We start from the raw sequence: 12,376 nt of genomic DNA on the forward strand, positions 1-12,376 counted from the left end.
CGAGCGGATCACGGCGGAGTCGGGCGGCGGCTGCGGGCCGTCGGGGTCAGCGGGGTCAGCGGTTACGTGGGGTTACCAGGCCGGATTCGTAGGCGAGAACGACGAGTTGGGCTCGGTCGCGGGCGTGGAGTTTGGTCATGGCCCGGTTGATGTGGGTCTTTGCGGTCAGTGGGCTGATCACCATGTGCTGGGCGATCTGCTCGTTGGACAGTCCCTGCGCGACCAGGGTGACTGCCTCGCGTTCGCGTCCGGTCAGCCCTTCCAGTTCCGTGGCGGCGCCGGTGTGGAGCGGCTGGGTGACATAGCGGTTGATCAGCTTGCGGGTGATCGAGGGCGCGAGCAGGGCGTCGCCGCGCGCCGCGACCCGTACGGCGTGGAGGAAGTCTTCCGGCACGATGTCCTTGACGAGGAATCCGGCGGCGCCGGCGCGCAGCGCGTCGAAGACGTATTCGTCCAGGCCGTAGTTGGTCAGGATGACGACGTGTACCCCGGTCAGGGTCGGGTCCGCGGCGATGAGCCGGGTTGCCTCGATGCCGTCGATGACCGGCATCTGGATGTCGATGAGCGCGATGTCGGGCAGGAACTCCCTGGCCAGAGCCAGCCCCTCCTTCCCGTCGGCGGCCTCGGCCACCACCTCGATGTCGTCTTCGAGGTCGAGGAGCGCGCGGAATCCACTGCGCAGGAGGGGCTGGTCGTCGACCAGCAGGACGCGGATCATGATGGTCCGTCGGCCGGGAGTTCAGCGTGGACCGCCGGGAGTTCAGCGTGGACGGTGAAGCCGCCCTCGCCGCGCGGCTCCGTGTGCAGGCGACCGCCGAGGGTGGTGACACGTTCGCGCATGCCGAGCAGTCCGATGCCGGGCGCCGGAGTGGTGTCCGGTGTGGCCTTGCCGTCGTCATCGACTCGTACGGTCAGGGCGCCGGGACGGTAGCCGATGTGCACCGACGCTGTGGCGGCATCCGCGTGACGGGCGATGTTGGTGAGCGACTCCTGCACGATCCGGTACACGGTCCGGCCCACTGCCGCCGACACCTCGTGCCGTTGTCCCTCGATCGTCAGCGTCGCGTCCAAGCCGGTCGAACGAGACCGTTCCACCAGGTCCGGGACGTGGTCGATCCCCTGCGGCGGCGTCCTGTCGTCGTCGCGCAGCACCTCCAGGGTCGCCCTCAACTCCCGGGACGCCTCACGACCGGCCTCCCGGATTGCGAGCAACGCCTGCGGTACTTCTTCGCCGCGCTTGCGGGCCACGTGCACGGCGGCTTCGGACTGCACCTTGATCACCGAGATCTGGTGTGTGAGCGAATCGTGCAGCTCACGCGCGATGTGCAGCCGCTCCTCATCCGCGCGGCGTAACGCTGTCTCCTCCCGGGTGCGCTCGGCTTCGTCCGCCCGCCGCTCGGCCTGCCGCAGGGCTTCCCCCGCTGCACCGGCCGCGATCAGCCAGGCGATCTCCAGGGCGCCCCGGGCCTGCGCGAGGGCCTCGCTCGCGTCGTGCAGGGAGACCAGGGCCGCGAGCGGGAGAGTGACGAGGAGGGCCACGGAGGCGGTCACCGTGACGATGTGGTGTCCGGTCCGCATCGCGGCGTACACCGCGAACAGGAACGAGACGGCCGGCACATCGAAACCGGCCGCCTGGTAGCCCAGCGCGCACAACCCGGTGACGGCCAGAACGGGAACCGGAGCACGGCTGCGTGCGGCCAGCGCCAGGCCGCCGACCGCCAGCAGCGCGTAGCCGAGCAGGTCGAGTCCCGTGGCGGAGTGTCCCTCGGAAACTCCTGTGACCAGCAGCGCCGCCGCCACACCAACGGCGATCGCCCAGTCTCTGACATCGGCCCGAACGCTGAACCGCCCTGTGGTCATACGCGGACCCTAGCCGGATGCCGCTGCGTGCGAGTCCCGCTCGCGGACGAGCGGTCGCCTACCGCACCCGCAGTACCTTTCCGGCGCCTGCGCCACTCGCAGCAGCCGGATGCGCCACCTGCGGCAGCCCGAAGTGCCTCCGCCTGCAGGACGACCGGCGATGGGTCCGGCGGCCAGGATCAGACACCAGCCCCACCTGGGAATCGAGACGTCCGAAAGAGGAGAGGGACATGAGTTCATCAGTAGCCCTGAGGTCGGTCCGACTGCTGTTCGCCGCGGTCGGCATCGCACTGCTCGGGGTGTTCGCGCTGGCTGCACCGGCTGCCGCACACGTCTTTGCCCAGCCGTCCGCCGCCAGTGTTTACACCATGAGCGCCGGGCGGCTCGGGGCCACCACGGCCGCCGTGCTGGGGCTGATCGGCATGGTCGTCGGCGGGCTGGCGCTGGCCCGCCCCGCCGGTCGTTTCGGCACGCACAACGGGCGGCTCGGAGTCGGCGTGGCCCTCGCGGCGGGGTTGATCGCCGTGGCCCTCGGCGGGCTGGTGGCAGGAACCTCCGACGGCTCTCTCGGTACCGGCAACGGGCTGGGCGGAGCCATCGTGGCACTGATCGTGGGGCTGATCGCCATGGCCCTTGGCGGGCTGGCTCTGGCCCGCTCCCGCCACACCGTACTGAGCCACAACGACCCGAGGTAGACCGGGCGGGGGCGAGGGGCCCGGGGGGGGCCGAGGGGGCTGTGGGGGGCCGAGGAGGCTGGAGGGCCGAGGGGGCCCGGGCCGGCTCAGGTTGGTGACGATGTCGGGGTCGCGCGGGTCTCACGTCGGCCTCAAGTGTGTGCCAGCGCCGCGATCGGGTCGTCGAGCACCGGCTGCCACGCCAACTCGGCCGCCCCCACAAGACTGTTGTGGTCCAGCGTGCACGCCAGGATGGGTACGCCGCCGCTCTGCCCCCACAGGCTCCGGTCCGCCACGACGGCCCGCAGCCTCTCCGGGTCGGCGTCGAGGAGGGTGCGGTGCAGGCCGCCGAGGATGATGCGGTCCGGGTTGAGGATGTTGACCAGGCCCGCGAGACCCAGGCCCAGCCGGTCGATCAGCGCCTCGACGGCAGTGCGTACGGTCGGGTCGGCGTAGTGGTCACGGATCAGCTCGTTGGCCTGCTGGAGCAGTGACACCTCGGGGCCGGGGTCACGGCCGGCCGCCGTAAGGAACGCCAGGGGGTCCGCCTCGACGTCCAGGCAGCCCCGGCTGCCGCAGTGGCAGGGACGGCCCTCCGGGCTGACCGTGAGGTGGCCGACCTCCAGCGCGAGGCCCGAACTGCCCGTGTGCAGACGCCCGTCGAGCACCAGCGCACCGCCGACACCCCGGTGCCCGGTCGCCACGCACAGCAGGTCGCGGGCGCCGCGGCCCGCGCCGTGCCGGTGTTCGGCGAGCGCGACGAGGTTGACGTCGTTGGCGGCGAACGCCGGACCGGTGATGCCCGCCGCGCGGACGCACTCCGCGAAGATCTCCCGCACGGGCGCGCCTGCCGGCCAGGCCAGGTGGAGCGGGTTGAGCGCGGTGCCCTCGGGTTCGGCGACGGCCGACGGGACGGCGACGCCGGCACCCACACAGCGGCGTCCCGTCTGCCGGAGCAGTTCGGCGCCCGCCTCCACGACCGAGCCGAGCACCTTCGCCGGGTCGGCGTCCACGGTCTCGCAGCCGGGAGCGGTCGCCACGATCCGGCCTCCGAGGCCCACCAGGGCGGCCCGGTAGCCGTCGGCGTGCACCTGGGCGGCGAGGGCGACGGGGCCGTCCACGGCGACTTCCAGGCGGTGTGAGGGGCGGCCCTGCGAGCCGGCGGCGGCGCCGGGGCGGGCGTCGACGTGGATCAGACCGAGCGCCTCCAGCTCCGCGGCGACCGCGCCCGCCGTGGCGCGCGTGACGCCCAGCTCGGCGGTCAGCACGGCGCGTGTCGGCGCGCGTCCGGTGTGCACGAGCTCCAACGCGGGTCCGAGCGCACCCCGCCCTCGGTCCAGCCGTGTCCTGGTGCTTCCTTCTCCCGCCGCGCTGGGGGTCGCATTGCCGCTCATGAGGGCGAGTCTCCCATGATCCGGTCGCCCGGTGACCGGTCAGACGGCTCCGAGGCCACTCACCCGCAACGTGACGTTCAGACGGCCCGTCAGTCCCAACTCGGGCGGCGCCGTGCCCGCGTGGACGCGCGGTACACCGTGGTAGGCGAGCCGGGACGCGCCGCCGAACACGAACAGGTCGCCACTGCGCAGCTCCACGTCCGTGTAGGGGCGACCTCTCGACCCGGTGTTGCCGAAGCGGAAGACGCACGTGTCGCCGAGGCTCAGCGACACCACCGGGGCGTCGGACTGCTCGTCGCTGTCGCGGTGCATACCCATGCGGGCGTCGGCGTCGTAGAAGTTTATGAGCGCGATGTCGTAGTCGTAGTCGTACGAAGGTGCTGGTGCTGGTGCCGGTGCCGGGGCCCCTGCCGTGTCGGCAGCGTCTCCGAAGGTGTCCCGCACTGCCAGGCGCCCCAGCTCCGCGAGCCAGGCGGGGAGCTTCTTCACGGGCGCCCCGTCCCCGTCGACGACCGTCGCCGCGTAGCCGTACGGATACCAGTGCCAACCGAGGCAGACCTGCCGGGAGGTCATGGTGCCGCCGCCGGGTGTACGGACCGTGCGCAGCCCGGCAGGCGGGCGGGCCCAGTCGCGGCAGGCCTCCAGGAGCTCGCCCTGACGCTCGGATGTCAGCCAGTCCGGCAGGTGTACCGCACCCGGCGCGATCTCCGTCCGGCTCCTGGGAAACAGTTCGGCGTCCATGCTCCCCATCCTCGCGCAGTCCGCGCACCGGGCCGCCGCCCCGCCCTGATCTGCGCCTCGGCTAGCCTGGACCCGATGACCGACCGTATGACGACCCCCTCGGCCGAGCTGATGCTGGCGCGCTTCCCCGAGGACTCCCGTGACCAGCTCCGTGCGTGGGACGCCTCCGACGAGTATCTGCTGAAGCATCTCGCAGCCGACGGCCAGTCGCTGGAAGGCACGGTCGTCGTGGTCGGTGACCGCTGGGGCGCCCTCACCACGGCCCTCGGCGCACACGGGCCGGTGCAGATCACCGACTCGTACCTCACACGGGAGGCGACCCGCGCCAACCTGGCGCGCAACGGCGCCGACCTGGCATCCGTACGACTTCTCACCACCCAGGACCCGGCGCCCGAGCGCGTCGACGTGCTGCTGGTGCGCGTCCCCAAGAGCCTCGCGCTCCTGGAGGACCAGCTGCTGCGGCTGGCACCCGCCGTGCACGAGGGGACGGTCGTCGTCGGCACCGGCATGGTCAAGGAGATCCACACCTCGACGCTCAAGCTGTTCGAGCGGATCCTGGGACCGACCCGGACGTCGCTGGCCGAGAAGAAGGCCCGGCTCGTCCTGTGCACACCGAACCCCGGGCTCGTACGCCCGGCGAACCCCTGGCCGCTCAGCTACACGCTGCCCGACGGCATCGGCCCCGTCTCCGGCCGTACCGTCGTCAACGAGGCGGGCGTCTTCTGCGCCGAGCGCCTGGACGTCGGTACCAGGTTCTTCCTCCAGCATCTGCCGTACGAGCGGGGTGCCGGGCGGGTCGTGGACCTGGGCTGCGGAAACGGCGTGGTCGGTACCGCGGCGGCGCTGGCGCACCCGGAGAGCGAGGTGCTGTTCGTGGACGAGTCGTACCAGGCGGTGGCCTCGGCGGAGGCGACGTACCGGGTGAACACCGACGACACCGCGGATCACGGCAAGGCGGAGTTCCGCGTCGACGACGGCCTGAACGGCGTCCCTGACGCGAGCGTCGACCTGGTCCTGAACAACCCGCCCTTCCACTCGCACCAGGCGACGACCGACGCCACGGCGTGGCGGATGTTCAGCGAGGCGCGCCGGGCGCTGCGGCCGGGTGGCGAGCTGTGGGTGGTCGGCAACCGTCATCTCGGCTACCACGTGAAGCTGCGGCGCCTCTTCGGCAACAGCCGGCTGGTCGCGAGCGACACGAAGTTCGTGGTCCTCAAAGCCGTCAAGCAGTAAGAAGGCCGGTCGGGCTCAGACAGGCAGTGACTCGGGCGCCGTTCCGCTCTCGCCGCGCAGGGCTCGCGGGGACCCGCCGAGTTCCCGTCTGCAGGCCTTGTTGAAGGCCTGCAGATCCGGAATGCCGACCGACGCGGCGACCGCCGGGATGGACAGGGTCGAGGCCCGCAGCAGGTGGCGGGCGCGATCGAGCCTGCGGCGGCGGATGTACGCGACGACCGTGGTGCCCGTCGTCGCGCGAAAGAGCCGGGTCAGGTGGTTGTGCGAGACGCCCGCGGCCCGGGCCACGGCGGGCACGGTGAGCGGGGCGGCGAGGTTCGCCTCGACGTACGCGACCGCGGCGGTGACGGCCGGGTGCGGGCCGGGGCGTTCGGCGGCCGGAGCGAGATGGGCGATACGCCACAGAGCGGTCCAGATCTCGGCCCGGGTGCGTTCGGGTTCGCCCGGTGCGGAGGCGACCGCCTGGAGCAACAGGCCGGTCAGCATCGGGAGTTCGGCTCCGGCGTCCTGCAGCACGGGCACGGTGCGCGGCGCCCCGGCGGGGGCGATGCGCAGGTGTGCGTACAGGTGCTCCGAACGGCCCTGGTAGCGGTAGCGGACCGTCGTGCCCGGTGGTACGAGACCCACCCGGCCGGGACGGATGAGGTGCGGTGTGCCGTCCACGGTCAGCTCGGCCTCGTACTGGTACAGGTGCAGCTGCCACAGCTCGGGCAGGCGGAAGACGTCCGTGCGGCTCGCGACACCGTGCACGCCCACGCCCGCATTGGCGACGACGGGCGGCTCGCCCAGGTGGATGAGTGTCTCCCGCATGGTGAAAAACTACCAGTGGTGGTGAAACGGACCAACGCGCCGCACGGCTCCCGCTCCGTACGGTCGGCCCATGACGCATCCCGAGCATCGTCCGGCACACCCCGAGCACGCTCCGCCACATCCCGAGCGCCCTCCGGCACACCCCGAGCACGCTCCGGCACATCCCGAACGCCCTCCCCTCCTGGACTCGGTGCGGATGGCCCGCTTCGTGGCTCACGGCTCGTTGCGCCTGGACGCGGTGGTCCCGGCGCCGATGAACGCCGAGGCGGTCGGCTTCCTGGAGCGGGGCGTACCCGACGTGCCGTACGGCAGCACGGTGGCGGACGCCTATCCCGAGGGCTCGTTCGTGCGACGGCTGCTCGATGTTCCGGCGGTGGCCGGGGTCCTGCGCGGCCTCGTGGGCCCCGGGCCGCGCGTCGACCACCACGCGGTGCACGTCCGTGAGCCGCACGAGGGTTCGGCGCAGCCGCTGCACGGTGACGCGATCATCGATGTCCGCACGGACGCCTTCGACATCCAGCTGATGTACTACCCGCAGGACGTGACCCTGGACATGGGCGGCACCCTCAGTGTGCCGGGCAGCCACCTGCGGCGCACGAACGAGTCGGACACCGGCCGCTACCAGAACCTGCTCGGCCAGACACGGCTCGTCTGCCCGGCGGGCACCGTGGTGTTTCTGCACCACGGTCTCTGGCACGGCGGGCGGCGCAACGACAGCGACGCGATGCGGTACATGTTCAAGATCCGCTTCAATCCGGCCGTACGGCAGCGACGCCTGTGGGACACCTCGGACCTCGCCGACCCGCGGGTGGCCGGGGAACTCTCGACGACGTTCCCCTGGTACGAACCCGCCACCGGCCGTCTGGAGCTCTACAACCGCGTGCTGTTGTGGCGCTCACTCACCGGGGACGAGTCCTTCGACCTTGAGCACTGGGTCACCCGTGTTTCCAACCGCCCGCAGGAGGGCGCCGCATGAGTACCCGTCAGCAGGTGCTGGTCCTCTACCTGGGTACGTCGGCGCTGGACTCCCCGGTGGTCGGCTGGTCGGTGTACGACGGCACGGGCCGCACCTCTCCGACCACCGGGGACAGCGACGAACCCCCGTACGCGACCGGCGTGGACGCGCTGCTGGACGGCTGGCGGCTGTTCCAGGCGGCCCAGTTGATTCCGCCGTATCCGGGGGGTGAGTACGACGTGTCGTTCCTCAAGCACGAGTTCTTCTTCGAGAGGCTCGTCGACACGCCGGCGGGCACGCCGGCGGCCCCGTAAGCGGGCACGTCGGCGGCCCCGGCGGCAGGCTCGTCAGCGGGCGTCCAGAACGCCGACGATCCGCGCCACCGCCCTCGCCATGGCCTCGCGCGCCACCACGAGGTACTTGCGCGAGTCCACCGCCTCGGGGTGCGCGGTCAGGAACTCCCTGATCGCGTCGGTCATCGCGATGTTCAGCGCGGTTCCCACGTTCACCTTGGTGATGCCACCGGCGACGGCCGCCCTCAGCTCGGGGTCCGGGACGCCGGACGAGCCGTGCAGCACGAGCGGTACGTCGACGGCTGCGGCAAGGCGCTCCAGGAGGTCGTGGTCGAGGGTGGCGGTGCGCGTGGTCATGGCATGCGTGCTGCCGATCGCCACGGCCAGGGCGTCCACGCCCGCGTCAGCGACGAAGGCGCGGGCCTCGGCCGGGTCGGTACGGGCACCCGCGGCGTGGGCGTCCAGCGGCGGCTGCCCCGCCTTGCCGCCGACCTCGCCCAACTCGGCCTCGATCCACAGCCCTCGGGCATGGGCCCAGTCCGCTGCGGCCCGGGTGGCGGCGAGGTTCTCGGCATAGGGAAGACGAGCGGCGTCGTACATGACGGAACTGAATCCGGCGTCCGCCGCCTGTCGGAGCAGACCGTCGCTCTGGACGTGGTCGAGGTGCAACGCGACGGGGACGGCCGCCTGTTCGGCCGCGGCGGATGCCGCGCGGGCCAGCGGGAGCAGCCGTCCGCGGCGGAACTTCACCGCGTTCTCGCTGATTTGCAGGATGACTGGGGCGTTCGCCTCCTCGGCACCGGCGACGACGGCCTCGACGTGTTCCAGGGTGATGACGTTGAACGCGGCGACGGCGGTTCGGGCGGCGGCGGCCCGGGCGACCAGCTCACCGGCTGCTGCGAGTGGCATGGACCGTCCCTTCAGGGCGTGGTGAGAATGACCGAGCGAGTGAGGTGGCGGGGCTCGTCGGGGTCGAGTCCCCGGGCCGCGGCGACAGCCACGGCGAGGCGCTGGGCGCGAACGAGTTCGGCGAGCGGGTCGAGGCCGCCTTCCACCCACAACGCCCCCGTGTCGCGGACCTGTTGCGCCAGCCCTTCGGGTGCGTCGCCCAGCATCCAGGTCGCGGTACCGGCGGTGGTGACGCTGATCGGGCCGTGCCGGTACTCCATCGCCGGGTAGGCCTCGGTCCACGCCAGGGAGGCCTCGCGCATCTTGAGGCCGGCCTCGTTCGCCAGCCCGACGCTCCAGCCGTGCCCCAGGAAGGTGAACTGCGCGCAGTCGACGAGCCCTTCGGGCAACGGGTCGGCCAGCGCGGTACGGGCGTCGGCCACGACGGCGTCGGTGTGCAGGCCGAGATGCGCGCGAAGCAGGGTGAGCGCTGTGGTCGCGAACCGCGTCTGCACGACGGACCGCTCGTCGGCGTAGTCGAGTACGACGACGTCGTCAGCCGCTCCCATCACGGGAGTCCGCGGATCCGCGGTGACCGCCATCGTGCGCGTCCGCCCCTTCAGCCGCCCGAGCAGGTCGAGGACCTCGGTGGTGGTGCCTGAACGGGTCAGGGCGATCACGCGGTCGTACGAGCGGCCATGGGGGAACTCGGAGGCGGCGAAGGCGTCCGTCTCGCCCTGCCCCGCCTGCTCGCGCAGTGCCGCCACGGCCTGCCCCATGAACCACGAGGTGCCGCAGCCGACCAGCGCGACACGCTCCCCCGCCGCGGGCAGCACGGACGCGTGCTCCCCGGCCTCCCCTGCGGCCCGGACCCAGCACTCGGGCTGGGTCATCAGTTCTTCCTCGACATGGCTCACGCCGCACCCTCCCAGTGGGATAATCACCCTGACAGGATGATTACTCTTGCAAGATATAGCGAGTTTTCAAGCACAATCAAGCATTGGTCGATGGATGGAGAGTACGGATGTCGCGCGACGCCCGCTGGCAGGCACTCCTGGAACTGCTCGTCGAGCGCGGCCGGCTGGATGTCGAGGAGGCGGCGGCCGATCTGGCGGTGTCGGCCGCGACGATCCGGCGCGACTTCGACCAGCTCGCCGAGCAGCAGATGCTCGTACGCACCAGGGGCGGCGCGGTCGTGCACGGCGTGTCGTACGAGCTGCCTCTGCGCTACAAGACGGCCCGCCACGCCTCGGAGAAACAGCGCATCGCGAAGGCGGTGGCGGACCTCGTGGCTCCCGGTGAGGTGGTGGGCCTGACAGGCGGCACGACCACCACGGACGTGGCCCGCGCCCTGGCCGTACACCGCGACCTCACCTCCGGTTCACCGGCCCTCACCATCGTCACGAACGCCCTCAACATCGCCAACGAGCTGGCCGTACGCCCCCAGTTCAAGATCGTGCTGACCGGTGGCGTCGCCCGACCGCAGTCGTACGAGCTCGTCGGCCCGCTGGCCGACGGCGTTCTCGGCCAGATCTCGCTCGACGTGGCCGTACTCGGCGTGGTCGCCTTCGACGTCACCCACGGCGCCGCGGCGACCGACGAAGCGGAGGCCGCGATCAACCGCCTGTTGTGCGAGCGCGCCGAGCGCGTGATCGTCGCCGCCGACTCCAGCAAACTGGGACGCCGGGCCTTCGCCCGCATCTGCCCGGCCGGCGCGGTGGACACACTGGTCACGGACGCGGCTGCGGACAGGGAGACGGTGGAGCGGTTCGAGGAGGCGGGCGTCAAGGTCGTCATGGTCTGAGCTGTCGGACACCGTCCGCGACTCGGATGCGGCTCAGCACTGCTGGTCGTACTGGAGGCTGGCGTACTGTCGGGCGGCAATGTCCTGACGGGTGCCCACGATCAGGTTCATGGTGAAGACGTCGTAGTCGATCGCCTGCCCGGGTATTTGTGCGAGGAGTACGAAGTCTCCCTCGTCCGGTGCCATGTCCCACGGGTCGGAGAACCCGCCGAGCTGTACGCAGCCGCCGACGCGGGTTTCGCCGGAGGCCGCATCGCGGACGGCTTCCCTGAAACGGTACAGCGCTTCTCCGTCTCCGATCTCGTGCAGGAAGGCGCTCGTTGTCGGGCCCAACTCCCTGTCGAGGCTCAGGCCGGCCACCGGGTACAGGTCGCCCGGTTCGTAGACCGTGATCTCCATGCTCTCGTCGTGGAACTCATACGTCGCGGAGCGCTCGGTGGTCGGTGCTCCGGCAGGGACGTGGAGGACCACGGACGACTCCGGCGGGTATTCGATCGCGGTGAAGAACAGCAGATGTCCGTCGGCCGGCAGTTCGATATCCAGGACGTCGTGGGGCAGGGCCGCGCAGTCGAGGCTCAGTACGAGCGGCTCTCTCACTTCTGGTTCTGGCCAGTTGGTCCCGTACGCCAACAAGGGCAGCCCGCCCGAGCGGCCGACCGGGCGGGCGTTCTCCCGCCGGGACGGAGACAGACTTTCGTACGGCACCAGGTGGAGACACGGCCGGGACCGGGCCATCACCTCCTGAACGACAGGACCGGGAACGCCGTACCTGTCGGCCGCCTCATGAACGAGCCGTTCGTCGACCGATGTCATACCCGCGATCGTGCCACGGGCCACTGACAAGCAGGCCGTCCCCAGTCACCGGGAACGGCACACCCGACGGCCGGCAAGGCCCCCACCGGGCCGAGGTCACGCCGGACAAACGGGTACGCGCGGTCTAGGCACGGGCCTCATCGCCGGGCCGCTGCCGCGACTTCGCGTGCCCTCGGAAGCGGTAACGGCGCTCGGGTCTCCCCGCCGCTCCGTAGCGCAGGGTCACGTCGGCGCTGCCGATGGTGTGGAAGTGCTCCAGGTAACGGCGGGCGCTGACGCGGGAGATGCCGGCCAGCGTCGCGCACTCGGCGGCGGACAGGGTGTTCTCCGCGGTCCGGAGAGTACGTTCGATCAGCGCTGCCGTCTCCACACTCATACCCTTGGGCAGTGTGCCGACGGTCGAGGTCGGCACGGCAGCTCCGGCCAGCACTCGGTCGACGTCGGCCTGGCCGTGCACGACGGTGGCGAGCAGACGGCCACGCCGGCCGGCGTAACGGTCGAGCCGGGCGCGCAGGTCCTCGAACTCGAACGGTTTGAGGAGGTAGTCGACGACGCCGTGGCGGACGGCGCCACGCACCGTGTCCGCCTCCCGTGCGGCGCTGATGACCATGACATCGCAGTCGTGGCCGGCGGTACGCAGCCTGGGGATGACGTCCAGGCCGAAGAGGTCCGGCAGATACAGGTCGAGCAGGACGAGGTCGGGGCGCAGCTCGTCGACGGCGCGGACAGCCTGTTCGCCGGTGCTGGCGACACCCACGACGCGGAACGGCTCGACGCGATCGACGAAGGCGCGGTGGACCCGCGCCACCATGAAGTCGTCGTCCACCACGAGCACGTCGATCGTGCCGGACGTACCGGATGTACCGGACGTGCCGATCGTTTCGGACATACTGATCATTTCGGCCCTGTCG

The 12,376-nt window shown here is 71.3% G+C and carries 14 protein-coding genes; 5 read left to right on the forward strand and 9 right to left on the reverse strand.

The features are described 5' to 3' along the window. Positions 1-55 precede the first annotated feature (55 nt). Both AB0D14_RS13430 and AB0D14_RS13435 read right to left on the reverse strand, forming a co-directional pair. A complete protein-coding gene (locus tag AB0D14_RS13430) occupies positions 56-718 on the reverse strand; it encodes a response regulator transcription factor (RefSeq protein ID WP_362777942.1) in 663 nt (220 codons plus the stop codon). Beyond that, a complete protein-coding gene (locus tag AB0D14_RS13435) occupies positions 715-1,860 on the reverse strand; it encodes a histidine kinase (RefSeq protein WP_362777945.1) in 1,146 nt (381 codons plus the stop codon). The genes AB0D14_RS13430 and AB0D14_RS13435 overlap by 4 nt, the downstream gene beginning before the upstream one ends. Positions 1,861-2,090: 230 nt before the next feature. On the opposite strand from AB0D14_RS13435, the gene AB0D14_RS13440 reads away from it, so the two are divergent. After that, entirely contained in the window at positions 2,091-2,555 is a 465-nt protein-coding gene (locus AB0D14_RS13440; protein ID WP_362777946.1) for a DUF6223 family protein, read from the forward strand. 131 nt (positions 2,556-2,686) lie between these two features. Here AB0D14_RS13440 and AB0D14_RS13445 read toward each other — a convergent pair whose 3' ends face one another. Both AB0D14_RS13445 and AB0D14_RS13450 read right to left on the reverse strand, forming a co-directional pair. Continuing rightward, positions 2,687-3,928 carry an ROK family protein gene (locus tag AB0D14_RS13445; protein ID WP_362777948.1) on the reverse strand — a complete coding sequence of 414 codons (1,242 nt, stop codon included), beginning with the start codon at positions 3,926-3,928 and terminating at the stop codon, positions 2,687-2,689. 39 nt (positions 3,929-3,967) lie between these two features. Continuing rightward, on the reverse strand, positions 3,968-4,669 hold the full coding sequence (locus AB0D14_RS13450) for an alpha-ketoglutarate-dependent dioxygenase AlkB (protein WP_362777950.1): 702 nt from the start codon (positions 4,667-4,669) through the stop codon (positions 3,968-3,970). 87 nt (positions 4,670-4,756) lie between these two features. Here AB0D14_RS13450 and AB0D14_RS13455 point away from each other — a divergent pair, with 87 nt between their 5' ends. Further along, the gene (locus tag AB0D14_RS13455) at positions 4,757-5,902 is read left to right on the forward strand and encodes a methyltransferase (protein WP_362778191.1); all 1,146 of its coding nucleotides are present in this window, start codon (positions 4,757-4,759) and stop codon (positions 5,900-5,902) included. Positions 5,903-5,917: 15 nt separating this feature from the next. On the opposite strand, the gene AB0D14_RS13460 is transcribed toward AB0D14_RS13455, so the two are convergent. Then, entirely contained in the window at positions 5,918-6,712 is a 795-nt protein-coding gene (locus AB0D14_RS13460) for an AraC family transcriptional regulator (protein WP_362777953.1), read from the reverse strand. Between the two features lie 196 nt (positions 6,713-6,908). Here AB0D14_RS13460 and AB0D14_RS13465 point away from each other — a divergent pair, with 196 nt between their 5' ends. Continuing rightward, positions 6,909-7,688, forward strand: a complete 780-nt coding sequence (locus AB0D14_RS13465; protein WP_362778193.1) for a phytanoyl-CoA dioxygenase family protein — start codon at positions 6,909-6,911, stop codon at positions 7,686-7,688. After that, on the forward strand, positions 7,685-7,981 hold the full coding sequence (locus AB0D14_RS13470; protein WP_362777954.1) for a hypothetical protein: 297 nt from the start codon (positions 7,685-7,687) through the stop codon (positions 7,979-7,981). The genes AB0D14_RS13465 and AB0D14_RS13470 overlap by 4 nt, the downstream gene beginning before the upstream one ends. A gap of 33 nt (positions 7,982-8,014) precedes the next feature. Here AB0D14_RS13470 and AB0D14_RS13475 read toward each other — a convergent pair whose 3' ends face one another. After that, complete coding sequence (locus AB0D14_RS13475) at positions 8,015-8,869, reverse strand: class II fructose-bisphosphate aldolase (RefSeq protein WP_362777957.1); 855 nt, start codon at positions 8,867-8,869, stop codon at positions 8,015-8,017. Between the two features lie 11 nt (positions 8,870-8,880). Next, the gene (locus AB0D14_RS13480; protein ID WP_362777960.1) at positions 8,881-9,765 is read right to left on the reverse strand and encodes a sugar isomerase; all 885 of its coding nucleotides are present in this window, start codon (positions 9,763-9,765) and stop codon (positions 8,881-8,883) included. Positions 9,766-9,872: 107 nt separating this feature from the next. Between AB0D14_RS13480 and AB0D14_RS13485 the strand changes: the two genes are divergently transcribed. After that, the gene (locus AB0D14_RS13485) at positions 9,873-10,652 is read left to right on the forward strand and encodes a DeoR/GlpR family DNA-binding transcription regulator (RefSeq protein ID WP_362777962.1); all 780 of its coding nucleotides are present in this window, start codon (positions 9,873-9,875) and stop codon (positions 10,650-10,652) included. A 33-nt stretch (positions 10,653-10,685) separates the two neighbouring features. On the opposite strand, the gene AB0D14_RS13490 is transcribed toward AB0D14_RS13485, so the two are convergent. Continuing rightward, on the reverse strand, positions 10,686-11,465 hold the full coding sequence (locus AB0D14_RS13490) for a DUF1963 domain-containing protein (RefSeq protein ID WP_362777963.1): 780 nt from the start codon (positions 11,463-11,465) through the stop codon (positions 10,686-10,688). 124 nt (positions 11,466-11,589) lie between these two features. Further along, positions 11,590-12,354, reverse strand: coding sequence for a response regulator (locus AB0D14_RS13495; RefSeq protein ID WP_362778196.1), 765 nt, complete (start codon positions 12,352-12,354; stop codon positions 11,590-11,592). Positions 12,355-12,376: the final 22 nt, after the last annotated feature.

The organism is Streptomyces sp. NPDC048484 (assembly GCF_040651415.1).
In the GTDB taxonomy this organism is placed as follows: domain Bacteria; phylum Actinomycetota; class Actinomycetes; order Streptomycetales; family Streptomycetaceae; genus Streptomyces.

What these genes read in the sequence shown, in the direction of transcription:
- AB0D14_RS13490 (WP_362777963.1), bottom strand. Translation starts at nt 11,465, where the DNA reads ATGACATCGGTCGACGAACGGCTCGTTCATGAGGCGGCCGACAGGTAC.
- AB0D14_RS13470 (WP_362777954.1), top strand. Translation starts at nt 7,685, where the DNA reads ATGAGTACCCGTCAGCAGGTGCTGGTCCTCTACCTGGGTACGTCGGCG.
- AB0D14_RS13455 (WP_362778191.1), top strand. Translation starts at nt 4,757, where the DNA reads ATGACGACCCCCTCGGCCGAGCTGATGCTGGCGCGCTTCCCCGAGGAC.
- AB0D14_RS13430 (WP_362777942.1), bottom strand. Translation starts at nt 718, where the DNA reads ATGATCCGCGTCCTGCTGGTCGACGACCAGCCCCTCCTGCGCAGTGGA.
- AB0D14_RS13460 (WP_362777953.1), bottom strand. Translation starts at nt 6,712, where the DNA reads ATGCGGGAGACACTCATCCACCTGGGCGAGCCGCCCGTCGTCGCCAAT.
- AB0D14_RS13475 (WP_362777957.1), bottom strand. Translation starts at nt 8,869, where the DNA reads ATGCCACTCGCAGCAGCCGGTGAGCTGGTCGCCCGGGCCGCCGCCGCC.
- AB0D14_RS13485 (WP_362777962.1), top strand. Translation starts at nt 9,873, where the DNA reads ATGTCGCGCGACGCCCGCTGGCAGGCACTCCTGGAACTGCTCGTCGAG.
- AB0D14_RS13440 (WP_362777946.1), top strand. Translation starts at nt 2,091, where the DNA reads ATGAGTTCATCAGTAGCCCTGAGGTCGGTCCGACTGCTGTTCGCCGCG.
- AB0D14_RS13450 (WP_362777950.1), bottom strand. Translation starts at nt 4,669, where the DNA reads ATGGACGCCGAACTGTTTCCCAGGAGCCGGACGGAGATCGCGCCGGGT.
- AB0D14_RS13465 (WP_362778193.1), top strand. Translation starts at nt 6,909, where the DNA reads ATGGCCCGCTTCGTGGCTCACGGCTCGTTGCGCCTGGACGCGGTGGTC.
- AB0D14_RS13445 (WP_362777948.1), bottom strand. Translation starts at nt 3,928, where the DNA reads ATGAGCGGCAATGCGACCCCCAGCGCGGCGGGAGAAGGAAGCACCAGG.
- AB0D14_RS13495 (WP_362778196.1), bottom strand. Translation starts at nt 12,354, where the DNA reads ATGTCCGAAACGATCGGCACGTCCGGTACATCCGGTACGTCCGGCACG.
- AB0D14_RS13435 (WP_362777945.1), bottom strand. Translation starts at nt 1,860, where the DNA reads ATGACCACAGGGCGGTTCAGCGTTCGGGCCGATGTCAGAGACTGGGCG.